Annotated in this window: 22 protein-coding genes; 6 read left to right on the top strand and 16 right to left on the bottom strand. The window is 62.2% G+C overall.

Annotated elements, in window-relative coordinates; genetic code table 11:
- Window positions 1–162: 162 nt before the first annotated feature.
- The gene (locus HU715_RS05220) at window positions 163–1206 is read right to left on the bottom strand and encodes an AraC family transcriptional regulator (protein WP_186710592.1); all 1044 of its coding nucleotides are present in this window, start codon (window positions 1204–1206) and stop codon (window positions 163–165) included.
- Between the two features lie 207 nt (window positions 1207–1413).
- On the opposite strand from HU715_RS05220, the gene HU715_RS05215 reads away from it, so the two are divergent.
- Window positions 1414–2358: a SphA family protein gene (locus HU715_RS05215; protein WP_186710591.1), complete on the top strand. Its 945-nt coding sequence runs from the start codon at window positions 1414–1416 to the stop codon at window positions 2356–2358.
- Window positions 2359–2574: 216 nt separating this feature from the next.
- Here HU715_RS05215 and HU715_RS05210 read toward each other — a convergent pair whose 3' ends face one another.
- The 3 genes from HU715_RS05210 to HU715_RS05200 all read right to left on the bottom strand — a co-directional run bounded on the left by HU715_RS05210 (window position 2575) and on the right by HU715_RS05200 (window position 5584).
- Window positions 2575–3873: a D-arabinono-1,4-lactone oxidase gene (locus HU715_RS05210; RefSeq protein WP_186710624.1), complete on the bottom strand. Its 1299-nt coding sequence runs from the start codon at window positions 3871–3873 to the stop codon at window positions 2575–2577.
- A gap of 116 nt (window positions 3874–3989) precedes the next feature.
- Complete coding sequence (locus HU715_RS05205) at window positions 3990–4361, bottom strand: c-type cytochrome (protein WP_186710590.1); 372 nt, start codon at window positions 4359–4361, stop codon at window positions 3990–3992.
- A 338-nt stretch (window positions 4362–4699) separates the two neighbouring features.
- Window positions 4700–5584: a LysR family transcriptional regulator gene (locus HU715_RS05200; protein WP_186710588.1), complete on the bottom strand. Its 885-nt coding sequence runs from the start codon at window positions 5582–5584 to the stop codon at window positions 4700–4702.
- A 130-nt stretch (window positions 5585–5714) separates the two neighbouring features.
- Here HU715_RS05200 and HU715_RS05195 point away from each other — a divergent pair, with 130 nt between their 5' ends.
- Both HU715_RS05195 and HU715_RS05190 read left to right on the top strand, forming a co-directional pair.
- Window positions 5715–7358 carry a GMC family oxidoreductase gene (locus HU715_RS05195; RefSeq protein ID WP_186710587.1) on the top strand — a complete coding sequence of 548 codons (1644 nt, stop codon included), beginning with the start codon at window positions 5715–5717 and terminating at the stop codon, window positions 7356–7358.
- A gap of 205 nt (window positions 7359–7563) precedes the next feature.
- Window positions 7564–9186 (top strand): MFS transporter, encoded by a 1623-nt coding sequence (locus HU715_RS05190; protein ID WP_186710475.1) that lies wholly within the window; start codon window positions 7564–7566, stop codon window positions 9184–9186.
- Window positions 9187–9228: 42 nt separating this feature from the next.
- Here the strand turns inward: HU715_RS05190 and HU715_RS05185 are convergent, their stop codons facing one another.
- The 4 genes from HU715_RS05185 to HU715_RS05170 all read right to left on the bottom strand — a co-directional run bounded on the left by HU715_RS05185 (window position 9229) and on the right by HU715_RS05170 (window position 13790).
- Window positions 9229–11706, bottom strand: a complete 2478-nt coding sequence (locus HU715_RS05185) for a TonB-dependent siderophore receptor (protein ID WP_186710476.1) — start codon at window positions 11704–11706, stop codon at window positions 9229–9231.
- Between the two features lie 96 nt (window positions 11707–11802).
- Window positions 11803–12762 carry a FecR domain-containing protein gene (locus tag HU715_RS05180; protein WP_186710483.1) on the bottom strand — a complete coding sequence of 320 codons (960 nt, stop codon included), beginning with the start codon at window positions 12760–12762 and terminating at the stop codon, window positions 11803–11805.
- Window positions 12759–13280, bottom strand: a complete 522-nt coding sequence (locus HU715_RS05175; protein WP_053184044.1) for a sigma-70 family RNA polymerase sigma factor — start codon at window positions 13278–13280, stop codon at window positions 12759–12761. The genes HU715_RS05180 and HU715_RS05175 overlap by 4 nt, the downstream gene beginning before the upstream one ends.
- 102 nt (window positions 13281–13382) lie before the next feature.
- Window positions 13383–13790 carry a response regulator gene (locus HU715_RS05170; RefSeq protein ID WP_186710484.1) on the bottom strand — a complete coding sequence of 136 codons (408 nt, stop codon included), beginning with the start codon at window positions 13788–13790 and terminating at the stop codon, window positions 13383–13385.
- Window positions 13791–14030: 240 nt separating this feature from the next.
- On the opposite strand from HU715_RS05170, the gene HU715_RS05165 reads away from it, so the two are divergent.
- Both HU715_RS05165 and HU715_RS05160 read left to right on the top strand, forming a co-directional pair.
- Window positions 14031–15977 (top strand): DNA topoisomerase III, encoded by a 1947-nt coding sequence (locus HU715_RS05165; RefSeq protein ID WP_186710487.1) that lies wholly within the window; start codon window positions 14031–14033, stop codon window positions 15975–15977.
- Between the two features lie 672 nt (window positions 15978–16649).
- Complete coding sequence (locus HU715_RS05160) at window positions 16650–16979, top strand: hypothetical protein (RefSeq protein ID WP_186710489.1); 330 nt, start codon at window positions 16650–16652, stop codon at window positions 16977–16979.
- Window positions 16980–17036: 57 nt separating this feature from the next.
- On the opposite strand, the gene glsB is transcribed toward HU715_RS05160, so the two are convergent.
- Window positions 17037–17945: a glutaminase B gene (glsB, locus tag HU715_RS05155; protein ID WP_186710491.1), complete on the bottom strand. Its 909-nt coding sequence runs from the start codon at window positions 17943–17945 to the stop codon at window positions 17037–17039.
- Window positions 17946–18241: 296 nt separating this feature from the next.
- Here glsB and HU715_RS05150 point away from each other — a divergent pair, with 296 nt between their 5' ends.
- Window positions 18242–18436 (top strand): hypothetical protein, encoded by a 195-nt coding sequence (locus HU715_RS05150; RefSeq protein ID WP_053123348.1) that lies wholly within the window; start codon window positions 18242–18244, stop codon window positions 18434–18436.
- 9 nt (window positions 18437–18445) lie between these two features.
- Here the strand turns inward: HU715_RS05150 and HU715_RS05145 are convergent, their stop codons facing one another.
- From HU715_RS05145 to HU715_RS05115, 7 genes are all read right to left on the bottom strand, one after another.
- Complete coding sequence (locus tag HU715_RS05145) at window positions 18446–19450, bottom strand: hypothetical protein (protein ID WP_225917555.1); 1005 nt, start codon at window positions 19448–19450, stop codon at window positions 18446–18448.
- Window positions 19451–19678: 228 nt separating this feature from the next.
- Window positions 19679–21085 carry a saccharopine dehydrogenase C-terminal domain-containing protein gene (locus HU715_RS05140; RefSeq protein ID WP_186710495.1) on the bottom strand — a complete coding sequence of 469 codons (1407 nt, stop codon included), beginning with the start codon at window positions 21083–21085 and terminating at the stop codon, window positions 19679–19681.
- A 115-nt stretch (window positions 21086–21200) separates the two neighbouring features.
- Window positions 21201–22010, bottom strand: coding sequence for a DUF3618 domain-containing protein (locus tag HU715_RS05135; protein WP_186710497.1), 810 nt, complete (start codon window positions 22008–22010; stop codon window positions 21201–21203).
- Entirely contained in the window at window positions 22007–22438 is a 432-nt protein-coding gene (locus HU715_RS05130) for a phage holin family protein (protein WP_186710499.1), read from the bottom strand. The genes HU715_RS05135 and HU715_RS05130 overlap by 4 nt, the downstream gene beginning before the upstream one ends.
- Window positions 22438–23091 carry a hypothetical protein gene (locus tag HU715_RS05125; protein WP_186710501.1) on the bottom strand — a complete coding sequence of 218 codons (654 nt, stop codon included), beginning with the start codon at window positions 23089–23091 and terminating at the stop codon, window positions 22438–22440. The genes HU715_RS05130 and HU715_RS05125 overlap by 1 nt, the downstream gene beginning before the upstream one ends.
- Before the next feature lie 352 nt (window positions 23092–23443).
- On the bottom strand, window positions 23444–23944 hold the full coding sequence (locus tag HU715_RS05120; protein WP_186710503.1) for a YciE/YciF ferroxidase family protein: 501 nt from the start codon (window positions 23942–23944) through the stop codon (window positions 23444–23446).
- A 153-nt stretch (window positions 23945–24097) separates the two neighbouring features.
- A complete protein-coding gene (locus HU715_RS05115) occupies window positions 24098–25027 on the bottom strand; it encodes a ZIP family metal transporter (protein ID WP_186710504.1) in 930 nt (309 codons plus the stop codon).
- Window positions 25028–25048 lie beyond the last annotated feature (21 nt).

Raw genomic sequence — 25048 nt, 5'->3', positions numbered from 1 at the left:
AGTTTACTGGGGGTTGTTTGCAGGAAAAAGATGTCAAGCCGGTAGATCGACGAACACCCGCCTCCAGGCAACAACCGGATACAAAAACCCTGGTTGTTCGGCCTGTCTCTGTTCATTTAGGGAAAGCCCACGGGACTTGAGAAATACCGTGTGGACATATCCTTAGAGCCGAGCGTCGGCGCTCTCATTGCGAAACGCGCTGGGGCTCATGCCGGTCCAGCGCCGGAACGCCCGGCGGAAGCTGCGCACATCGCTGTAGCCGACCTCTTCGGTGATGCGCTCGATGGACAGCTCGGGGTTGGCCAGCAGGTTCAGGGTGCGGCCGCGGCGCACCTGTTCGAGCAAGGTCTCGAAGGTCAGGCTGTGTTCGGTCAGGCGCCGACGTAGGGTGCGGCTGCTCATGTTGAGGTCGCTGGCGATTTTCTCGATGTGGCTGCCCCGGGTCAGGTCCCGGGCAATCGCCCGTTCCACGGTCTGGATCAGGTCGATCTTCTGGTGGACCTCGCAGGCCTCCTGCTCGAGCAAGGCCAATGCCTGGCGCAGCGCCAGCGGGTGGTGATTGGGCAAACGCATGTCCAGCCAGCGCACGTCGATCAGCATGCGGTTGTGCCGGCAACCGAAGCGCACGTCAGGCCCCAGGATCCGCTGGTACGCCTGGGCATAGGACGGCGCGGCATGCATGAATTCCACGGCCTGGGGCTTGAAATCGGGACCCGCCAGCGCCCGGCCGTAGACCATCAGGCTGGCGAAGAACTCTTCCACGGCAAACACCTGGATCTCGGCAAAAGGCAGGCGGCAAGTGGCCTCGACCATGATCCGGTCAGTGGCCTCTTCGACACGGGTCACGGCGATGCCGCCGGTGGTGTGCTGGTAACGAACCCCGAGGGCGAAGGCATCGCGCAGGGTTTCGCACAGCGACAAGACGTGCCCCAGCAGGCCGAGGGTGCCGAGCACGTTGCGATCACCCACCCATAACCCCAGCCCCTGGTCAGGCAACAGCTTGAGTGCCCGTTGGATCATGACCACGGCCTGGCGATAGGAAATGCGCTGGGCAGGATCTTGCAGGTCATCGAGGCTGAACCCCAGGCCGCGACACAGGCTGGCGGCATCGAAGCCCTTGTCCGCCACCACCTCGGCCAACGTTTGCAGCAAAAATGGCGATACCAGCGCCAATTCATAGGTGGGGTCGATGACTTTCATCTGCATGGGGCGGGTTCCGGAGCACGTTAGGTGGCGTTTTTGTAACCGGTTATTTCATAAAGTTAGCATGAGCCGCTGGATAGAGGGGTAGAAAAATCTGGCCGCCCAAGTCCCCTGTCTGGCCGCCAATACCCTGCCCTGTCGGCGGCGAACGGCTTATTTGTATGACTCGGACCTCCGGTGCATTTCCAACAATAATAATGAGCCCCCCACATGAACCCGACCCGCACGACATTCGCCTTGCAATTGACCCTCGGCCTGGCCTGCGGCGCAGCCCTGCCCGCCTTGGCCACCGAATCGGGGGTCGACAACATCGGCCCTGGCACCGATGGCTTTTTCGTGTTGCCGCTGGAAGTCGACAGCCTTCCCGACCACATGGTCGCGTTCAACCTCTACTACAACCATTACAAGGCCCGGAAATTCAACATCAGTTCGTTGGGCGGCGAAGTGCCGGACGTCGAAATCGAATCCACGGCAGTGGTCCCACGTATCGATTACCTGAGCCCGTTGCGAGTGGCCGGTGGACGCGCGGGGATCTACATCGCCCAGCCCTGGCTCAAGCAGGAAGTCTCGGTGTTCGGCCTGCATGACACCCGTGAAGGCATGGGCGACACGACTATTTCACCCATTGTGCTTTGGGACATGGGCAAGCACCTGACCTTGGCCGCGGCGGTGGAAATCACCGTACCCACCGGCGAATACAGCACCGATCGACTGGCCAACACCAGCAACAATTTCTACACCTACAAGCCGCTGTTTTCCTTCACCTGGTTGCCCACGGAAGACACAGAGGTGTCGATGAAGACCACCTACAGCTTCAACCGCAAGAACAAGGACACCGACTACCGTTCCGGGCAGATTTTCCACTTCGACTATTCCGCCAGCTACCGCGTGACCGACAACCTGAGGCTGGGGCTCAACGGCTACTACCTCAAGCAGACCACCGACGACAAACAGTACGGCCGCACCGTGCAATTCGCCGGTCAGGATGTGGACGACGGGGTCCGCGGCCAGGTCTTCGCCATCGGCCCGGCGCTGCACCTGACCTTCCTCAAGTACGCCAGCGCCGAGATCCGCTGGGCCAAGGAGTTCGAAGTGGAGAACCGCACCGAAGGCGAAATGCTCTGGGCCAAGATCAGTATTCCGTTTGCGTTCTAGAGGGCTTTTTTGGCTGTTGGGCTTTTAGGACTTTTGTGGCGAGGGAGCTTGCTCCCGCTCGGCGGCGTAGCCGTCGTAAGCCGGCTAAGGTGGTCTAGCTGGAAAAATGGGTTATCCGATTTGGGGCTGCTGCGCAGCCCAGCGGGAGCAAGCTCCCTCGCCACAAGGTTTGTGCCTGACAGAATCAGCTAACCAGCTAACCAGCCATTTGAAACCTCAGCCCACCCCCAGAATCGATGCAAGATGCCCATTGAGAAACTTGCCGCCAGGGTCCAATACCTGGCGCACCTGGGTGAATTCAGTCCAGCGCGGGTACAACGCCTGGAGTGCCTTGGCGTTCAGCGAGTGCAGCTTCCCCCAATGCGGACGGCCCTGGTATTTCCAGAAGATCGGCTCGATGGCGGCGAAGAAATTGTGATGGTCCATCTGGTAATGCTGGTGCACGGAGATTGAGCAACTGTCCCGGCCTTCGAACATGCTCAAGGCAATGTCGTCGGCCTTCACGTAGCGGTATTCGATGGGAAACCAGGTGCGCAGGTCCTTGTCGCGGATCAGCGCGAGGATTTCCCGCAGGCACGCCGGGCCGTGTTCGGCCGGGACCGAATATTCCATCTCGTTGAAACGCACGGTGCGGGCGTTGGCGTAGATGTCATGGGAATCACCGACGCGGTCATCGAAATCGGCCACCAGCCGCAGGCTGTTGAGCAACGCGCGCCGGATCGCTGGAAAATCGCTACCGTACTTGTCGAGGTTTTCGATCAGGGAGACGAACTCGTTGCCGCCCTCCTCCTCGGGACTGATCGGCGGCGTGGCCGGATCGGTGGTTTCGTTCAGGGTGATCGACAGCGCATAGTCGGAATGGGTGACGACTTGCATTTCCCAGTGCTGGTTGTCCCGGATGTTGGTGTGCACGTCCTCGAGCAACTCCTCGGTTTTCGCCACCCACTGGTGCTCGCGCAAGCGATAGGCCGCGCGGTTTTGTAACCGCACGCGGGTCACCAGCCCCAGCGCGCCAAGGGACACCCGGCCGGCCTGGAACACCTCGGGATGACGCTGGGCATCGCAATCGAGGACCTCGCCGCTGGCCGTCACCAGTTGCAGGCCGACCACTTGGGAGGCGTATGAGCCAAAGGCCTTGCCAGTGCCATGGGTCGAGGTGGCGATGGCACCGGCCAAGGTCTGGTAATCGACGTCGGCCATGTTCGGCAGTGCCTGGCCGATGGCCTTGAGCGCCGGGCCCATGCGGGACATGGGCGTGCCGCCGCCGAACTCGGCTTGCAGGCTGGCGCCGTCGTGGTCCAGCAGGCCACTGAAAAAACTCAGCGACAACAAGGTGCCGTCGGTGGGCACCAGGGCGCTGAAGGAATGCCCGGAACCCACCGGCCGAATCCGCCCTTCGGCGCGGCGCACCACCTGCACCAGTTCGTCGAGGTCCTTGGGGGCCAGGCGCGCCGCCGGCAGGCAACTCTGCGCACCGGACCAGTTGCGCCACGGGATCAAGCGAGGCGCGCGCATCAGCTCGGCCAGGGCGCCCTGGCTGCCCAGTGCGGTAAAGGCGGCGACAACGCCGGCCTGCTGCAGCAACCGACGCCGTGAGTAGTCCATCGTCATGCCGAAAGTACCCGTATTTATTATTGGAAGTGTTGGCCGGACATGAAGGCGATCAGGGCCAGGAACTGCTCTTCGGAACAGTGCATGCACAGGCCCATCGGCGGCATGCCGTTGTAGCCGTTGATCGCGTGGTCCAGCAGGGTCTCGGCGCCCTGTGCGACCCGCGGGGCCCAGGCGTTCGTATCGCCGGTCAACGGCGCGCCGGCGCCGGGGTTGGCGTGGCAGAGTTTGCAGCTGCTGTCGTAGACCTGGGCCAGTGCTGCATCGCTGGGCATGGCCGTGAACACCGTCGGCGCGGGGGGCTTGGGCTCTTCGCCGCAGCCGGCGAGCAGGCTGCCGAGCAGCACGATGACGGCGGAGTGAAGCAAGGTTGAAGGCGTGATTGCCAACATAGGGCCCCTCTTGGCTGCGCTTTTCTTGTTGTGGGTCAACACTAAGGCACGCCAGCGCGTCGGCTGAGGTCATTGGGGGCCAGAAAAGGGGGCTTGGGCGGCCAGTTGCCGGGGCACCAACGACCTTTGTGGCGAGGGGATTCATCTGTGGGCTCTGTGGGCTCTGTGGGCTCTATGGGTTCTGTGGGAGCAAGGCTTGCCCGCGAAGCAGGCGACTCGGTTCCAGATAGACCGTGTGTTCTTCATCGCGGGCAAGCCTTGCTCCCACAGAGCCCACAGAACCTTGCCTCCACAGAGCCTTGTTCCACATAGAGGCTCGCCACAGGGATATTGCGTGCTCAGGGCAACAACAACCCCTGCTCGCGCTCGCACAACTGCACCACGTAATCCCACAACACCCGCAGGCGTACGGATTTGTGCAGTTCGCGACGGGTGCTGATCCAGTAGCTGCGGCGGATGGTTTCGTCCGGCAGCAGCGGCACCAGCGTCGGGTCGCCGCTGGCCATGTAGCACGGCAACACGGCGATCCCCAGGCCCGAGCGCGCGGCCTGTTGCTGGGCGATAACGCTGGTGCTGTGAAACACCACCCGAGGGTTGCGGCAAAAACTGTTGAGGAACATCAGTTCCTGGCTGAACAGCAGATCGTCGACATAACCGATCCAGGCATGGCGGCCCAGGTCCTCGCGGCTGCGCAGTGCTGGCGAGCGATCCAGGTAGGCCTGGCTGGCGTACAGCGCCAGGCTGTAGTCGGTGAGTTTGCGGGTCACCAACAGGTCGGCCGCCGGGCGTTCGAGGTGGATGCTGATTTCCGCCTCACGGTTGAGGATGCTGACAAAGCGCGGCACCGCCACCAGCTCCACCTCCAGCCCTGGGTAGCGCTGGAACAGCCCGTCCATGCGACTAGCCAGGAACATGATGCCCAGCCCTTCGGTCACTCCCAGGCGGATCTTGCCCAGGGGTGCGCTGGACTGGGTGATGTCCTCCTGGGCCAGCAACGCCACGTTCTCCATGGCTTCGGCGTGCTTGAGCAATGTCTCGCCGGCCGGGGTCAGTTCATAGCCCTGGGCATGCTGGACGAACAGCGCAGTGCCGAGGCTTTTCTCGATGGCCTCGATGTGCCGGGCCACCGTGGCGTGGGTGGTGTTCAGCCGTCGGGCAGCCGTCAACAAACGCCCGCTGCGTTGCAGCTCCAGGAAATAGCGCAGGTCATTCCAGTCGAACATGGGGCGATCCTTGAACGCGCCTGAAGGCGGGACTGTTTATAAACGCACAGCGGCTGCGCAAAAACTAACATTCTTTTGACGAAAACTAACAACTAGGATGGCTCCCACAACAACAAGAATGAGGTCGCGAATGCAACCTGTCGTCGATGAATACGATTACGTGATCGTGGGCGCCGGCCCTGCCGGGTGCTTGCTGGCCAATCGGCTTTCGGCCAACCCGCAACACCGGGTCCTGCTGCTCGAAGCCGGTGGGCGCGACAATTATCCGTGGATTCACATTCCGGTCGGCTACTTGTTCTGCATCGGCAACCCTCGCACCGACTGGTGCTTCAAGACCGAAGCGCAACCGGGCCTGCAAGGCCGCGCCCTGAGCTACCCGCGCGGCAAGGTCCTGGGCGGTTGCTCCTCCATCAACGGCATGATCTACATGCGCGGCCAGGCTGCCGATTACGACGACTGGGCCGCCGCAGGCAATCCCGGCTGGGCCTGGAAAGACGTCCTGCCGCTGTTCCGCCAGAGCGAAAACCACTTTGCAGGCGCGTCTGAATTCCACGGCGACGGCGGCGAGTGGCGGGTCGAACGCCAGCGCCTGTCATGGCCGATTCTCGATGCCTTCCGCAGCGCCGCCGAGCAGAGCGGCATTCCCAACGTCGACGATTTCAACAGCGGCGACAATGAAGGCTGTGGCTATTTCCAGGTCAATCAGAAAGCCGGGGTGCGCTGGAACGCGGCCAAGGCGTTTCTCAAGCCGATTCGCCAGCGCGCCAACCTCACCGTATTGACCGACGTCGAGGTCGACCGGGTGTTGCTGCGTGACGACCGCGCCCATGCCGTCAGCGCTCGCTGGCAAGGCAAAGGCATGACCTTCAAGGCCCGCAAGGAAATCGTCCTGTGCGCCGGCGCCGTGGGTTCGCCGGGGATCCTGCAACGCTCCGGGATCGGCCCGCGCAGCTTGCTGCAACGCCTGGGCATCGGCGTGACCCATGAGTTGCCCGGTGTCGGCGGCAACTTGCAGGACCACCTGCAACTGCGGCTGATCTACCAGTTGGAAAACGCCCGCACCCTGAACCAGATCGCCGGGAGCCTGTGGGGCAAGATGGGCATGGGCCTGCGCTATCTGTACGACCGCAGCGGCCCGCTGTCCATGGCCCCCAGTCAACTCGGCGCGTTCGCCCGCTCGGGCCCGGAGCAGAGTTCGGCCAACCTCGAATACCACGTGCAACCGCTGTCCCTGGAACGCTTCGGCGAACCGCTGCACAGCTTCCCGGCGTTCACCGCGTCGGTCTGCGACCTGCGCCCGCAAAGCCGTGGCCGGGTGGACATTCGTTCGGCCGACCCACACGAGGCGCCGCTGATCCAGCCCAATTACCTGAGTCACCCCGAAGACTTGCGAGTCGCCGCCGACGCCATCCGCCTGACCCGACGCATCGTCGCGGCACCGGCCCTGAGCGCGTTCAAACCGGTGGAATACCTGCCGGGCCCCAGCCTGCAGACCGAAGAGGAACTGCACCAGGCCGCCGCCCGCATCGGCACGACGATTTTCCACCCGGTCGGCACATGCCGCATGGGCCAGGACGGCGATGCCGTGGTGGATGCGCAACTGCGCGTGCAGGGCATCAAGGGCCTGCGCATCGCCGATGCCTCGATTATGCCCCGCATCACCTCGGGCAATACCTGCTCGCCGACGCTGATGATTGCCGAGAAGGCGGCGCAGATGATGCTTGAGGCAGACACCCGAATCACGACGCCGCAAAAGGAGCCTGCCACGGTCTGAAAAACCACCGAATCCCCCTGTGGGAGCGGGCTTGCTCGCGAAGGCGGTGTGCCAGTCGACATCATCGTTAGCTGACACACCGCCTTCGCGAGCAAGCCCGCTCCCACAGGGAAATGTGCAAGCAAAAGGAACGTGTCAAATCAGGAGACGCCCCATTCGGCGTCGCAGTGGAACAACAAAAACAATCACTGTGAGGGATACCGCTATGTCCGAGCATGTTCAGCCCCTGGAAGCCACGCGCAGCGCCGGCACCAGCCAGGAAACCCAGAAAGTCATCTTCGCCTCGTCCCTGGGGACGGTGTTCGAGTGGTACGACTTTTTCCTCTACGGCGCCCTGGCGGCGGTGATCAGCAAGCAGTTCTTTGCCGGGGTCAACGACACCACCGCGTTCATTTTCGCCCTGATGGCCTTCGCCGCCGGTTTCATCGTGCGGCCGTTCGGGGCCCTGGTGTTCGGTCGGTTGGGAGACATGATCGGGCGCAAGTACACGTTCCTGGCCACCATCGTGCTCATGGGCCTGGCGACGTTCTGCGTCGGCCTGCTGCCCAACTACGCCAGCATCGGCATCGCCGCGCCGATCATCCTGGTGGTGTTGCGCATGCTCCAGGGCCTGGCCCTGGGCGGTGAGTATGGAGGGGCGGCAACTTATGTCGCCGAGCACGCGCCAATGGGCAAGCGCGGTTTTCATACCAGTTGGATTCAGTCCACGGCCACCCTCGGGTTGCTGCTGTCGCTGCTGGTGGTTTTGGGCTGCCGCTACTTCACTGGCGACCAGTTCGAAGTCTGGGGCTGGCGCATTCCTTTCCTGCTGTCGATCCTGCTGCTGGGCATCTCCACCTGGATTCGCCTGAGCCTACATGAGTCGCCGGCCTTCCTGAAAATGAAAGAAGAAGGCAAGTGCTGCAAGGCGCCGATCCGCGAATCCTTCGGCAAATGGGAAAACCTCAAGGTGGTGCTGATCGCCCTGTTCAGCATCAACGCCGGGCAAGCGGTGACCTTCTACGCCGCGCAATTCTATGTGCTGTTTTTCCTCACCCAATTCCTCAAGATGGACCCGGCCCTCGCCAATAGCCTGCTGATTGTCAGCGTGGTGATCGGCGCACCGTTCTTCATCTTTTTCGGCTGGCTGTCGGACAAGGTCGGGCGCAAACCGGTGCTGATGATCGGCCTGCTGCTGGCGACGGCCCTGTACTTCCCGATCTTCAAGACCTTGGCCCACTACGCCAACCCGGCCATCGACCTGGCGAGCCGCCAGGCACCCATCACCGTGATCGCCGATCCGGCCACCTGCACCTTCCAGTTCGACCCGGTGGGCAAGGCGCGTTTCGACAGCCCTTGCGACAAGGTCAAGACCTTCCTGGTCAAGCAAGGCCTGCCCTACAGCAGCGTCGCGGCCCCGGTCGGCAGCACGGTGCAGATCAGCTTCGGTGACGTGAAACTCGAAGGCTACGACGAGGCGGCCCTGCGCGGTGCGGTGACCCTGGCCGGCTACCCGCAACAGGCCGATGCGCAGCAGATCAACCGCCCGATGATCGTGGCCTTGATCGTCGCGCTGATCATCATCTCGGCGATGTGCTACGGACCGCTGGCGGCGTTGATGGTCGAACTGTTCCCGACCCGCATTCGCTACACCTCCATGTCCCTGCCCTACCACATCGGCAACGGCTGGTTCGGCGGTTTCCTGCCCACCGTGTCGTTTGCCCTGGTGGTCTACACCGGGGATATTTTCTATGGGCTGTGGTACCCGGTGGTGATCACCGGGGTGAGCCTGGTGGTGGGCATGATCTGCCTGCGGGAAACCAAGAACGTGGACCTGGATACCAACTGAGGGCAGAACCGTGGCGAGGGCACTGGCGCCCTCGCCACCGCCTCAGAAGCGCGCCTTCATCGTCATGGTGAAGTTGCGCGGCTCACCGTAATAGTTACCGAAGCTCTCGGTGCCGATGGTGGTGTAGTAGCGCTTGTCGAACAGGTTGTTGCCATTGAGGGCCACCGACCAGGTGTCATCGATGCGGTAGCCAACGCGACCGTTCCACACCGCATAACCGGCCTGGGTGATCTTCTCGCCGCTGACCGGCGATACACGGAAGTTGTCGCTTTGGGCATTGACCCCGGCGCCGACACTGAACCGTTCCAACGCCCCGCCGAGGGCATAATCGCCCCACAGGCGCAGCACATGGCGCGGCACGTAGCTGTTGAAAGAGCCGCCGTTGAGGCTGGTATCAATGTCGTCGAGGGTCTTGGTCTGGGTGTAGGTGTAGCCGGCCAGCAATTGCAGGCGCTCGATGACTTCACCGCTGATCTCGGCTTCGAAACCCTGGGCGCGCACCTTGCCGGCGTTCTCATAGCAATAACCGTCCGAGGACGCACAGCTGGAGGCGTAGTCCGTCTGGGCCTGATCTTTCTGCACCGTGCGGAACAGGTTGAAGGCACTGTTCAGGCGTCCCTCGAACCACTCGCCCTTGATCCCCAGCTCATAACTCTCGCCCACCAGGGGCTTGAGTGCCGAGCCGCTTTCGGAGCGATAGTTGCCCTGGGGCGTGAAGATATCCGAATAGCTGGCATAGGCCGTCAGGTGCTCGTTGAGGTCCAGCAACACGGCGGTAAACGGCGTGACTTGGCCCGTCTCCGTGCTCTTGGCGTGCTCCGAACCGCCGGTGAGGAACTCCGAATCGGTCTTGGAGCTGTACCAGCTCACCCGGCTGCCGACGACAAACGTCAACGGGTCCGCCAGTTTCAGCCGCAGGGTCGAATACATGCCGTGTTGCTCGGTCAGGGTCTTGACCGGCCCACCGCGTGTCGAGTTTTCGATGAAGTAACTGTCGTCCGGTTCGGGAATATGCCGATCCGGCTCGAACACATTCTGCTTCTGCGGCAGCAGTGCCACCGAGAAGAAGTCATCCTTGTCCGAGCGGCTGGCGTTGAAACCGACGATCAACTCATGTTGTTGCCCCAGGGCGTCGAACTTGCCGTCCAGGTAGGCATCGAGGCCGTAATCGACCTGGTCATAATCGTACATGCTGCCCAGCATGTTGGTGGTCGAGGTGCCGGGCGCCACCGAGCCCGATGCAAAGGCGTATTTGATGTCCTGGGTATTTTTCGTATAGACCCCGGCGACCTTCACGGCCCAATCGTCATTGAGGTGATGGGCGATATCACCGAACACCGTGGTCCGCTGGCTACGCCAGGTGTTCCACGACGGGTCCAGGCAGGTGGAGCGGCTGAGTTTCAGGTCGCTGCCGTCCCGGTAGCGCGGCAGCCCGCCCCAGCAGGGGCTTGCGTCGACGTCTTCATAGGCAACGCCAAGGCCGAGCGTCGTGTCGGGCGACAGGTCGAAGTCCAGGGCGCCGTAGTAGATCTGGTCCTTGCGCCGGGCATCGTCGTAGAAATAATGCCGGCTCTGCTCGGCGATCACCGCCCTGCCCCGCACGGTGCCGGAATCATTCAACGGGCCACCGGTATCGACTTGCCCACGGTAGTTGTCCCAGGTGCCACCGGACAGGCTGAGTTCGGTCTGCGCCGTGGTCTGGCCGCGTTTACGCACGAAGTTGACGCCGCCGGATGTGCCGCCTGCCCCCTTCATCATCCCGGCGGCGCCACGCAGGACTTCGACACGGTCGTAATAAGCCATGTCGCTGCTGAAACTGTCGGCCTGGACATAGCTGTTGCCCATGTCCAGCGGAACGCCGTCGTATTGATACTGGCCAGACATGCGGAACCCGCGGGAGTAGAAATACTTGCCGCCCATGGTCGAGTCGTAGACGGTAATGCCAGGCGTCTTCTCCATGACTTGTTCGATGGTATTGAGGTTCTGGTCATCGAGCATCTTGCGGGTGATCACCGTCACCGACTGCGGCGTTTCGCGCAGGGAGTGCTCGCCCTTGCTGATGGTGACCGCCCCCGTCGTGTAGGAATTGCTCTGCTCGGTGGTCGCCCCGAGCCGCTGTGCCTCGATGCGGGTGGCGCCCAGTTCCATGGCCGAACCGTTGGCAGGCAGCCGGCGCAGCACGTACGTGCCGTTGGCCTGGGGCTCGGCTTGCAAGCCACTACCGCCAAGAATGCGGGCAAAGCCCTCGCCCACGCCGAAAGAACCTTTCAGGCCGGGCGATTGCAAACCTTCGAGTTGCCGAGCATCAAACGAAAGGGCAATACCGGCGGCGCTGGAAAAACGGGTCAGCACATCCACCAGGCGGCCGGCGCCGATATCGTAGGCCTGCACCGCACTCTGCTGCGCCGCAGCCGCTGCAACCGGGCTGGCATGCACGGCCGTGGCGCCAGCGGTCGTGACCGCCAGCAAGCCGATTTTCATTGCAAACACCAGACGGCCTGGCGCACTCACCCACGTCATATTTCCCCTCCCCCAAACGGTCAATAAAAACTCACTGAGGAAGAGCCGAACGATGAGGATGAAAAGTGCAAGGGTTGGTTTTTTTATTACGCAGCATCAGCGCCGATCGCCACCGGCGACCTGGACCCAGAATCGGCTGTAGCGGGTCACCCGCAACGAAAAGCCACTTTCCAGCGCGGCCAGGGCGAGATCAGTGTCATCGACGGGAAATACACCGGACACTTTCAAGTCGCCAATCGCCGGATCCCAACGCAGCACGCCGGGACGGTAACGCGACAGTTCGTCCAGCAACGCCGCCAGGGGACGGTCAATGGCGATAATGCTTCCCTTCTGCCAGGCCCCCACCGACACATCGTTGCCGCGCAGCGTCCCTAACGAACGCTCATTGAAATCCAGGCGCTGGCCGGCCTCGACGCGCATCCTGGCTCCACGTGCTGGCAGGCTCACCTCGACCGCTTTCTCCAGCACCGCCACTTCACCGCCCCGCGCCTGGCTACGGACAATGAAACGCGTGCCCAGGGCCAGCACCTCGGCCGGCCCCGTGACCACCTTGAACGGGCGACGCTGGGGATCGACCGCCGTCGTCACGAGCACCTCACCCCGCAACAGTTCCAGGCGCCGCTGCTGTCCATCGAAACGAACGTTGATCGAGGTGTCGGTGTTGAGCATGAGCGTGCTGCCATCGGCCAACTGGAACTCGCGACGCTCGCCCACCGCCGTGCGGTAATCGCAAAGCAGGTTCTGCGTGGCCTGGCTGCGCCAGCTCAACCAACCCAGGCCGCCAGCGGATGTCAGCAGCAAGGCGCTGCGCAACACTTGGCGGCGGGAGCGCTGGTGGGTGTCGCTCAAGGTCGGTGCCGCCAGGGCGCCCGGCACACTCGCCATTTGCTCGGCCACCGCGGCCATGCGCTGCCAGGCCTGGCCGTGCAACGGATCGGCAGCCAGCCAGGCGCGCCAATCGGCCCGGTCCGCGTCAGTGGTAATCCCGGAATTCAGCCGGGCGTACCACCGTGCCGCCACACGGATGGCTTGCAATTCTTCGGGCGGCAGGTTCATGAAAGCTGCAATTGAATTTGCATGAGGCAGCAATGCTCCATGGCCTTGGCCATGTGATTGTTGACCGTGCGGACGCTGACGCCCAGGCGCTCGGCAATTTGCGGATAGGTCAGGCCATCGAACTGCGACAGGATGAACGCCTGCCTGACGCGCGGCCCCAATCCCAGGAGCAGACGATCGATCTCCATCAGGGCCTGGAGCAGGATCGCCTGCTCTTCCAGCGAGGGATGCTGCTCTTGCGGCATGGCGGCCAATGCTTCGAGGTAGGATTGTTCCAGCGAGCGGCGGCGAAACAGGTCGATCAACAGCCCTTTGGCGATCATCGACAGGTACGGGCGCGGCTCGCGGATATCCAGCGCCGTGCGCGCCTTGATGACCCGCACAAACGTATCCTGGGTCAGGTCAGCCGCATCGAAGGCATTGCCCAAGCGCTTGCGCAACCAGCCCTGGAGCCAACTGTGATGATCACTGTACAGAACGTCGACAGCACTGCGTAAGGACAGATCGTTGGCGGGCATGGCAATGGAATAATTCGCGACTGATAATGACTCGCATTGTCATAGACGGCACCGTCGCTTGCAACCCAAACGTGCCCGGACATTCCCCCTCTCCGGAATCACTCAGTTGATCGAGTGATTTTTCACCGTGCTCTCCACCAGGTCCAACATCTGGCCCAAGGCCCAAGGCTTGGCAATGAACGACGCGTGGTGCTTGATCCCAGCGCTTTCCGGCGTCTCGAAACCAGACATGATCAACAGCGGGATCTGCGGCCAGCGATCCCCCGTGAGGTTGGCCAGCTCCGCACCGTCGATCTTGCCGGGCATGGTGATGTCCGTGAGCAACAGATCGACGTAGTGCGCGCTCTCTTCGAGGAACGTCAACGCCGCATCGGCGCTTTCCCGAGGCTCCACGACGAACCCTTCGTCCTCGAGGATTTCACAGAGAAACTCCAGAATGGTTGGATCATCTTCCACAACGAGAATCAAACGTGTAGTCGCCTGGCCGTCGCCATTTGGCATCGAATTCATGAAAGTGACTCTCCTTGACCTCATAAACCTGCTTTGCGGTTTCAACCGCCTTGAAGTTATGAGCGATACCCTTTCGAGAAATTCATTCTGCGTGCCAACCGAGCGCCGAATGTCACGCCAGCCCCCTTGGCAACGCAGCGCAACGCTTTTATCTGTATATCCATACAGATAAAACTTGCCCTGGCGCGCATCCATGACCATGCTACAAGCCCATGAAATCTGCTTCAGGAAAAGGGCGCTATGCAGCTGTACCTGTGTGAAAAACCGTCCCAGGCCAAGGACATCGCCGCCGTACTCGGCGCCACGCGCCGTGGCGACGGTTGCTGGCTGGGCCCTGGCGTCACGGTCACCTGGTGCATCGGCCACCTGCTGGAAACCGCTCCACCCGATGCCTACGACGCGCGCTACAAGCGCTGGGTCCTGGCCGACCTGCCCATCGTGCCGGCGCAATGGAAAATGACCGTCAAGCCGAAAACCGCCAGCCAGTACAAGGCGGTCAAGCGCCTGTTGGGGGAAGCGAAAGAACTGGTGATCGCCACCGACGCCGACCGTGAGGGCGAAATGATCGCCCGGGAGCTGGTGGAACATTGCCGTTATCGCGGGCCGATCCGGCGGTTATGGTTGTCGGCCCTGGACGAAGCGTCGATCCGCAAGGCCCTGGCCGCCCTCAAGCCGGGGGTCGAAACCTTCAACCTGTATCACTCGGCCCTGGGTCGCTCCCGGGCCGACTGGCTGATCGGCATGAACATGAGTCGCCTGTTCACCTTACTGGGGCGCCAGTCCGGCTACCAGGGCGTGTTGCCGGTCGGTCGCGTGCAGACACCGACGCTGCGACTGGTGGTGGACCGCGACCGCAGCATCGCCAACTTCGTGCCCGTCGCCTATTGGGCCATCGACGTGCAGCTCAGCCACGACGGCACGGCGTTTACCGCCCAGTGGCGCGCCGACCCGGATGCCTGCGACGACCAGGAGCGCTGCCTGAACCAGGCGCTGGCCCGGGATGCCGCCCAGGCCATGAGCAACGCCGCCACCGCCCGGACGCTGAAAGTACGTACCGAGCGCCTGCGCGAAGCGGCGCCGTTACCCTTCGACCTGGGCACCCTGCAGGAAGTCTGCTCGAAGAAGCTCGGCCTCGGCGCCCAGGAAACCCTAGACATCGCCCAGTCGCTCTACGAGACCTACAAGCTCATCACCTACCCGCGCAGCGATTGCGGTTTCCTGCCCTTGAGCCAGCACAGCGAAGCACCGGCCATCCTGGCCGCCCTTGCCCAGGCCGACCCCAGCCTCGCGCCACTGCGCGAGCATTTGCAGGCGCAGCGCAAGTCCCGGGCCTGGAACGACGCCAAGGTCAGCGCCCACCACGGCATTATTCCCACCGCCGCCGCCAGAAACCTGGACAAACTCGCCGGCAAGCAGCGCGCGGTCTATACGCTGATTCGCGCGCGCTACCTGGCGCAGTTCCTGCCCAACCACGAATACGACCGGACCCAGGCCGACTTCGACTGTGCCGGCCAGGCGCTGCGTGCCGTGGGCAAGCAGATCGTCGAGCCCGGCTGGAAACGCGCCCTGCCCGAAGCACTGGCGCAGGCAAAGGGCCGTGAAGCACCGGCGCCGCAGGTCCTGCCGGCATTGGCCGAAGGTCGCGATTGCGCGGTGGACGAGGTGAAACCCAAGGACCTCTGGACCCAGCCACCCAAGCCCTTCACCGAAGGCGACCTGATCAAGGCGATGAAGAACGTCGCCAAGCTGGTGGAAGACCCGTTGCTCAAGCAGAAGCTCAAGGACACCACCGGCATCGGCACCGAAGCGACCCGGGCCTCGATCATCCAAGGGCTGCTCGACCGCGGTTACCTGGTGAAAAACGGCAAGGCCCTGTCCGCCACCCCGGCGGCCTTCAGCCTCATCGACGCCGTGCCCCGAGCCATCGCCGACCCAGGCACCACCGCTATCTGGGAACAAGCCCTGGACATGGTGCAAAGCGGAGAAATGAGCCTGGAAGAATTCGTCACCCGGCAAGCCGCCTGGATGAGCAAGCACGTCGCCCGCTGCCAGGGCATGAGCCTGACCATCAGCGGCCCGGCCAGCCCCGCCGGGCGTGGCGCAACACCGTGGAAAAACAAGCGCAAGCCGGCCAAGCGCAAGGCTAGCGGTGCACCGCGCAAGGCGAGCAAGGCCAAGGCCACTTGAACAGCGCCGATTCCAAGCGCTGCCTTTGTGGCGAGGGAGCTTGCTCCCGCTGGGTTGCGCAGCAACCCCAATGCAGGCGACTCGGTCAATTTGACTCATGCACCGACAGGTTTTTAGGGCTGCTACGCAGCCCAGCGGGAGCAAGCTCCCTCGCCACAGGTGATCACTCGCAACCGTTTTTCATACCCAAACCGTTTTGTCCGACAATATGTAGTGACCAAAAATAATCACTACAAAACCGTTGACGCCTCCGATTTGCCCTTGCATGATGCAGACGTCTCCCCGATCGGGAGTACAGGCAACTGTTTGAGCAAGCTCGTCTGACCGCCGAGCTGTTTTTTGGATAAGGGACTGCCCACAAGGCAGATTGAAGGTGCTGACCTGGCATGACCGTCCGGGAACAAGGACGAGAAACGCTAGCGAAGATCCTCATGACGCGCGTGGTCGACCCTCGAAAGTTGACACTGCCTGAGATTCTTCGCTGTTTCTCTTCGTTGTAGCGCATTTGCGTAGCAGCCCTTCGATAACACTACACAACCGATGCACGACCCCGTCGAAGTCAGACGGACGAACGCTGACGGCCTGGTTTCGGTAGCAGGCAGGCACTTACCGAGTAGCGAAGTTTTTTGCGAACCACCAGACAGATCAACCAAATGGTCAAGGGGCTTACACATGAATCTGAATAATCAACCATCTATTGATGAACTGGCTCGCATGTTCGCCGCACACAAGGACACACTCGACAGCCATATCCTCTGGATCAGCAAGACTGGCCAGGTGCGTATGGACTGCCTGTCGCCTTACACCCAGGAAGACGAGTTCGAAAAGAACACGCAAGAGCTGTGCGCCCGGCTGAAGATGTACCGCCGTGGCCAGGGCTACGTGGGCAAGAAGGCCGCAGCTGACAAAGACTTCATGGGCCGCGTGCTGCAAACGCTGACCCAGGCCTGGCAGTCGATGCAGAACACGTCCGAGGTCCGGGTTATCGACCGCCTCTGCTGAAATCCCCTAACAAAAGGGCCCGCGCCTGAACCAGGAGCGGGCCCTTTTTTGTGGGAACTAGAACACCGACCAGCCAATGCGCTGGCTCATCATCTCCAGCGCCGCCATGCCGGCCAGGGAGTTACCGGCGGCGTTGAGTTCCGGCGACCAGACGCAGACGGTGAACCGGCCCGGCACCACGGCGACAATCCCGCCACCGACACCACTCTTGCCCGGCAGGCCGACGCGATAAGCGAAGTTGCCAGCCTCATCGTACAGACCGCTGGTGGCCATGATGGAATTGACCTGCTGGGTTTGCCGGGCGCTGAGGATCTGTTCGCCGCTGTGTTTGCAGAACCCGTCGTTGGCCAGGAAGCAGAACGCCCGCGCCAGGTCGATGCAGCTCATCCGCAGGGCGCAGTGGCTGAAATAACTGCGCAGCACCGCTTCCACGTCATTGTGGAAGTTGCCGAACGATTGCATCAGGTACGCCATCGCCGCGTTGCGGGCACGGTGCTGGTACTCCGACTCGGCGACCTTGCCGTCCACCATCACCTGGGGGTTACCCGACAGGCGGCGCACGAAATCGCGCATCGACAGCGCTGGCGCGGCGAAGCGGGACTGGTTGATATCGCAGATCACCAACGCGCCGGCATTGATGAACGGGTTACGCGGGCGGCCGCGCTCGAATTCCAATTGCACCAGGGAGTTGAAAGGTTGGCCAGATGGCTCATGGCCCAGGCGCTCCCAGATCGCTTCACCGGAATGCCCGATGGCCTGCACCAGGCTGAACACCTTGGAAATACTCTGCACTGAAAACGCTGTTTCAGCGTCGCCGGCGTAATACAACTCGCCATCATTGCCGTACACGGCAATGCCCAACTGATTGGGCACCACGGTGCCCAGGGCAGGAATGTAGTCGGCGACCTTGCCCTGACCGATCAGGGGGCGAACCGCATCGAGGATCTCGTTCAACAGTGCTTGCATATGCGCGGGGTCCAGTCATTCCCCGTTCGAGTGCGGGGATACAGACGCTAGACGCTGGTGGGCGGGATCAGAGCACACTGACTATCAAACTTGAGGTTCATGACCTGTAGCAGAGGCATTGAGGGACCCGGTTTTGTGGAACACTGCTTTGTGGGAGCAAGGCTTGCCCGCGATAACGATCACACGGTCTATCCGGAACCGAGTCGCCTGCTTCGCGGGCAGCCTTGCTCCCACAGGATGCAAGCGTCTTCAACGAGCGGTCTATAGTTCAAAGGATCAATCGGCAGGAGTAGACGATGCGTCAGATCATGCAAAAAGAACCCTGGTGGGCCTCGCCGCCCCAGCCCGGGCAGGATGAAAGCGAACTGGAATGGGGCTGGCTGGTGATCTACAGCGAAGGCGAACCGCGCTTCGAGTTCATCAAGGAGCGTCCATCGGACGAACAGATCCGCCATCGCAAGGGTTGTCGCGTCACCCTCGGCTCGGAATGAGTCGGTCCGTCATGGCTTGAGGTCCGGCAAGACCACCGCTCGATTGGCCAGGTCCGCCTCCACCAGGTTGCCTTTGATTTCCTCGTCCAGGTAATACACCGGTGCCATCACCCCGCTGAGGGGATGCTTGAGTGACTTGAACCAGGCTTCGTCGAACGCCGCACTCAGACTCTTGCGGATCTGCGCCTCCATTTCCGGCCGCTCACCCTCGTGGATGATCGCGCGAATACCCGCCACGCCCACCGAAATCAACGCCCCGGCCGCCTTCCCGGCCACGGCCGCCGCCGCACCGGTTGCCCCGCGCGTGGCGAACTGGGCCTCGATTTTTTCGCTGGTGCGTTGCGCCACGGTTGCGATCACCGCCTCCGATGGCCCGGCCCCCGTGCTTGCAGCCTTGTCGACGTGATCGATCAGGGCCGCATAGGCCGGCAAGGTATTCAGCGGCTCGGCGTGAACCATTTCGTACAACGAAGCATCACGCGCCGCCGGCGGACCCAGGCGGATGGCAGGGATGCCATGCAGGCGTCGGTTCATCAGCTCGTTCGGGATTCGATGCCGCTGGGCGATGACCTGGGCCTGTTGACTGAGCTGACGGATGTAGTAACCCGTCGCGTTGGCCCTGATCGCCTCGGGATCGATTTCCACCGCCACCGGCGCCAGCACCTGCTCGCGATATTGCTCCTGCAGGTAAACCGCCAGGCGCTTGGCCGAAGAATCCGCCTCGCCCTCGGCACTGGCCGCGTACCAGCTGACCTTCACCGCCAGCCATTCCTGGGTCCAGTAGCTGCTGAACCAGGGGATGAATTCAGCCTCGGTGCGTTCATACACCAACACGCGCCAATGCTCCATCGACCCGCGTGCATAGACGGCCGCCTGTTCGAGGGCGCTCTTCGACGCCGCGATGATCTGCTGGTCTACCTGTCGCCAGGTGTCCTGGGCAATCATCACCGTGGCAACCGGTGGACCGCGCTGTGGCGTGGCGCACCCCGCCAGAACGAGCACAACGGCCAACATCAGCGAACGCCGCACAGTCGCGCCACCCCGGATTCCTGTCATCCATGGGGTTGAGTATAGGTCGCGATGAACAGGGATCCGGCCCAAACACGCCAAATACACCGCGGTTCCCTGTGGGAGCGAGCCTGCTCGCGATGGCGTCGTGTCAGTCAACATTCTTGTAACTGAACCACCGCTATCGCGAGCAGGCTCGCTCCCACAGGGGATTGGTGTCGCTCAGCCGCTCATTCAGAACCGGGTGAAATGCTCGAATTGCCAATCATCGGCCGCGCCATCCCCGCGAGCCTTGTGAAGGGCACCGGTCGGCGTCCAATCGGTGCACTTGCCCACCAACGTCCCCAGGTAAGGCCGGGCGACTTCCAGCACGCGTTCATAGTCCATTTGTTCCGGCTCGACGATGCCACGATCCGGATGTTCAATGGCCCAGACGATTCCCGCCATGACACCGGCCGCCACTTGCAGGCTGGTGGCGTTATTGAAGGGCATCAGGGCCCTCGCCTCGTCAATGCTCAACACCGAACCGAACCAGTAGGCGTTCATTTCATGCCCCATCAGCAAGACACCCAGGGCATCCACCCCACCGGGATCGATTTCGCCGTTGAGGATTCGCTGCCGGGCCTGGGTTTCCCAGCCACGACCGATCAGCTCATGGACTGACAGCCAGGCATCGTTGCAGGGGTGATAGGCGTAATGCAGGGTCGGTCGATACACCAACTTGCGCGGGTCCTTCACGGTCAGCAAATCGGCCGTCGAAGCGGTTTCGTGGTGGGTGATCATCAGCCCCAGGCACGGCCCGCCCACCGGCGTCCAGGTCTTGATCAAGACGCTGGCGCTCGGGCGTTCCAGATAGATCGCGTTGCGGCTCCCGAAACCATGACGCCGGGCAGCCGCTGGCCAAGTCCGTTCATGGGACCCCCACCCCAACTCGGCCGGCTGACGGCCCTCGCTGATGAACCCCTCCACCGACCAGGTGTTGACGAACTCGTCGTCTTCCTTGGGACGCTGGGAGCGTTGGCTGTCGCGCTCGGCAAAATGAATGACCTTGATCCCCAACGCCATGCTCAGCCTGGCCCAGTCCACACCGCCCGGTTTTTGCGGCAGCGGCTGCTTCAATTGCGTCGCCAGTTCAACCAGCCCGGCCTTGAGCAAATGGGTGATCAAACCGGGATTGGCGCCATGGGCCACCACTGCCGTCGGGCCTCTGCCCAGTTTTTTGCGCAGGCCCAGCACTTGATAGCGCAATGCGTAATTGGTCCGATGGGAAAGGTCCAGGTGCGGATCCTCGTAGCCTCCCGCCCACGGCTCGACGCAGGTGTCGAGGTACAGCGCGCCCTTCTCGAACGCGTACGCCATGAGGTCCAGGGAGCTGACCTCGACGGACAGGTTGACGATGAAATCACCACGCTTGACGAAGCGATCCAGGATTTGTGCATAGGTTTTTCGGGTCAGAGCCTTGGGGATAAAACGGATTCCCCGCTCCTTGAACCAGATGTTGTGGTCGATCACCGGTGCGATGACGGTGATCTGCTTGATCTCGACGTGATCCTGCCCCAGCAGCAAGGGCAACGTGGCCCGGGCGATGGAGCCGAAGCCGATGAAGATCAGACGGCCGGTGAACGGGATCTGACGTTTCATGTGCTGCCTCCTTGAGAAGGGTGTACGGCCCATGAAATAACCGAACGGTGATCGAGGCTACTGTCAAGGTTGACAGGTGCGGCGCAGATCGCCCTGCGCCGCACCTCGCGTGCGCCTACGAAGTGCCCAGCCCGCCAGACAGATCCGTGCCGGAGTGGGCCCGCCCGTTGGCCGGCGTAACGGCGGGCTCGTCACGGTGTTCGGTGGTTTTGCTCACCGTATCGCGCACCGTTTCATAACCCTCCCGCGCCGTGCGCTTGACCTTGTCGGCTAGGTCGGCGCTGGTCTTGCCCATCGTTCGCTGTTCGGTAGAGGTGCTGGGCAACGCCGCGCCCAGCATCGCCCCGAGGGCGATACCCGCCGCCGCCATCATCAACGGCTGCTCCTTGAGCAGACGGCTGAACTCATCGCCCAGGTGCTGCGACCCTTGGGCCATGCGCTCGCCCGCTTGATGAGCGCTGTGCCGGGCATGCCGGGCGCTGGCGCCCACGTCGTCCGCCAGGTGCGCAGCTTTGTCCTTGAGATGGTGAAAGCCTTCGCGCAATGAATCACTGCCGCTGTGCAGGTGCTCCCGCGCACTGTCCAGGCCACCGGCAAGCCCTTCGCTCCAACCGCTGGAATCCTGGTCCGGCCCGACGCGATAACCGACCCGCGGCGGATGGTTCTGGCCGAGCATCAGCCAGCACAAGCCAACCGTGGTCAACACGGTCGGCACCGGGTTGTTGCGCACCGTAGTGCCCAGGTTGCCGAAAAACTCGGCGCCATTTCCCTTCACGAGCCCCAGGGCCTGATCCAGCATTTGCCCTGGCGTGAACTTGCTGCCCAAGGCGTCGACGATATGGCTGATATGGGCGCGCTGCTCGTCGATTTCGCGCTCGATGGTCTCTGGGCTCTTTTCGGATTCGGTTTTGAATTCATCCTTCATGAGGCTTTCCTCCGCAGGGCTTCCTGATCTTTGTTCAAGGCATCGAGCGTTCGGTCAGGCTTGAAGTGGGACGGTTCGAACTGTTTCTTGCCCGACTGGACCATGACAAAACCAATGATCATGACCACGACGCCGACGATCAGCGCGGCCAGCCAGGGCGCCATCATCGTACTCAGGCCATACACCACCGCCATCAACAGGATGATGAAGCCGGCCATGAGCACCATGGCGCCACCGGCCACCGCAGCAATGCCCGCCTTGAGCGTGTTGAGGCTCGCCTGGAATTCAGCCTTGGCCAGCGCCAATTCCTTGGTGAAGAGCGAGGGGACTTCGTGGGTCAATTGCCTGAGCAACCCCATGACCGAGGCATCGCTTTCGGGCGTCGAGGCGCTGGCGGTACGCTGCATATCCGGGTCTGGTCGGTTCATCACAATTCTCCTCTGGTATTGGCCGAACCCGGCAGCGAGCCGGTGGCTGAATCACTGGGATGGTCCTGAACACTCGGTGAGGTCGGGGTGACACCGGTGGCCAGGCCGCTGCGGGTAGCGGCACCGGGGCCGATGGGATCAGGGGTCGATTCAAAAGGCCGCTGGGCGCCGAATCCTCCGGCGGGTGGGTTTGAATGGCCGGCGGCGGGTTCGTCGGCCTCGGTGGCGACCGGCGAGGCACCGGCCTTGAGGAATCGCGACAGCCCAAAGCCCACCGCGATGCTGCCGGCGAGGAACAGACCGGGGTTATCCCGCGCCAGGCGAGAACCGTCATGCAGCAACTGTTCGGCACTCTTGTTGCGCAATTTGCCGGCCAGGCCGCTCATGCAATCGGCCATGTCCGCCAGATAATGGGATAAGCCGAGGGTGTCGTTGGCTTCGAGCTCCGACATGGCGGATTTGGCGCCACGCGCCAAGGCATCGATCTGGTCCGCCGCGGTATCGCGGTATTGGCCAAAATGCGCATCGGCCTTCTCGCGAGCGCTGCCGATCGCTTCGTTCACGTCCTCCTTGATGTGGTTCAGGGATTCCTCAGGCCGACCTTGGCTTGAAGTGCCGCTTTGTCGCTCGGGGTTGTTGTCCGGGATAGTCATGTCTGTCCATCGCCTCCGTGATGAAAAACTCAACGACAGGCAGTCGCTAAGCGATGCCTGGATAAGTGCCTCTCAGAACAAATGACGGGACGCGATGCGGGCTAGTTCCAACAAGTTTGAAGGCTGGACGCTGTGTGGTCGTTGAAGCCGCTTGATGGGTTTTTACGGCAAAAAAAAATGGGCACTGATGCGAACATCGATGCCCGATTCACGTAGAACCCGTGGCGAGGGAGCTTGCTCCCGCTGGGGTGCGAAGCAGCCCCAAAAATTTCTGCGTTCAACCCCAAAACCTGGGACTGCTGCGCAGTCCAGCGGGAGCAAGCTCCCTCGCCACAAAAAAGCGACGTCGAACTCAGGACTCCATCGTCGCCGCCTGGTTGCCGCCCTGCTCGGCAATCTTCGAGAGTTTCTCGTCGGTGGCTTTTTCTTCCTTGAGGGTCGCCAACAGCAGGCCGACCACTTCATCGCCCAGCTTCAGGTGCTTGGCCATGGCGATCAAGGTGCCGTAACTGGCGATTTCGTAGTGCTCGACTTTCTGCGCCGCGCCGATCAGCCCCGCATCGAGCACCGCGCCTTTTTCGATTTCCTCGATCAGCTCCTTGGACTCCTCCACCAGTCCTTCCATGGCGATGCATTTCATGCGCTTGAGCTTGATCCCCGCCACTTCGACGAGGGTATCGATGCGCTCAATCTGGCCTTGGGTTTCCTCAAGGTGATCGTGAAAGGCTTGTGCGAGCAAAGGGTTGGTGGTGGCCCGAGCCATGCGCGGCAAGGCACGGGTGATCTGTTTTTCAGCACTGTAGACATCGGACAGTTCGTGGATGAACAGGTCTGTCACGGTTTTTCTGGCCATTTCAATCTTCCTCTGTTCAGAAGGCGAGCCTCGAAAGGTTGATGGGGTGAAGCCGGCAGAGGCGGCTTCACCTGTCATCAACACTGACCCAGGGGAAATTTCGGATGTTCCAGAAATTTGCCGAAACGTTGACAGAGGGTATCGGTGACGCGCTCAACCCAACGCCGTGTCGAGAAACATCATCACCGCAAAGCCCATCATCAAGCCGAGGGTGGCCGGGGTTTCATGGCCGTTGCGATGGGTCTCGGGAATCACCTCGTGGGAGACCACGAAGATCATCGCCCCCGCCGCCAGCCCCAGGCTGATGGGGTACGCGACGGCCACGCCCGACGACATGCCCAGGCCGATCACCGCCCCCAGTGGCTCCATCAGCCCTGAACCGACCGCGATGAGCGCGGCACGCAAGGTGCTGATACCGGTGACGCGCAGCGCCATGGCAATGGCCAGGCCCTCGGGAATGTCCTGGATGGCAATGGCGGTGGTCAGGGGCAAACCGACCTTGAAATCGCCGTCGGCAAAACTGACGCCGATGGCCATGCCTTCCGGCAAGTTGTGCAGGGTGATGGCCAGTACAAACAACCAGACACGATTGATCCGCTCGGCCTGGGGACCACGCCGGCCACTGAGTTCATGTTCGTGCGGCACGAAACGGTCCAGGCCGATCATCAGGGCCACGCCCAGCCCCAGGCCCACCACCACGACAAACGCGGCGAGCAACTGATTGCCACAGATTATCTGTGCCGCTTCGATGCCCGGCAGGATCAATGAGAACGAACTGGCGGCGAGCATCATGCCGGCGGCAAACCCCAGCATAATGTCCTGGGTACGCGAGGAGATATCCCGCAGCACCACCGCCATCATCGCCCCCAGGGCGGTGGCGGCAAAACCCGATGTTCCGCCCAGCACGGCGTAGCCGAGGTTTTGACGATTGGCGCCAACCAAGGCGTTGTAGCCACTGTAGAGCAACAACGCGGCCACCAATGCCAGCCCGAGCCAGAACGTAACCCCCAACAAGAGATTCTCTTGCACGGGGTTCAGCCAAGTGCGCCAGGGCGATCGAATCCGGGAAGTGGGCTGGTCCATCGAATGTCCTTACGGGTCTTG

The organism is Pseudomonas zanjanensis (genome assembly GCF_014268745.2).
GTDB classification, from domain to species: Bacteria; Pseudomonadota; Gammaproteobacteria; order Pseudomonadales; family Pseudomonadaceae; genus Aquipseudomonas; species Aquipseudomonas zanjanensis.
This window is presented reverse-complemented; position numbering and strand designations above follow the sequence as displayed.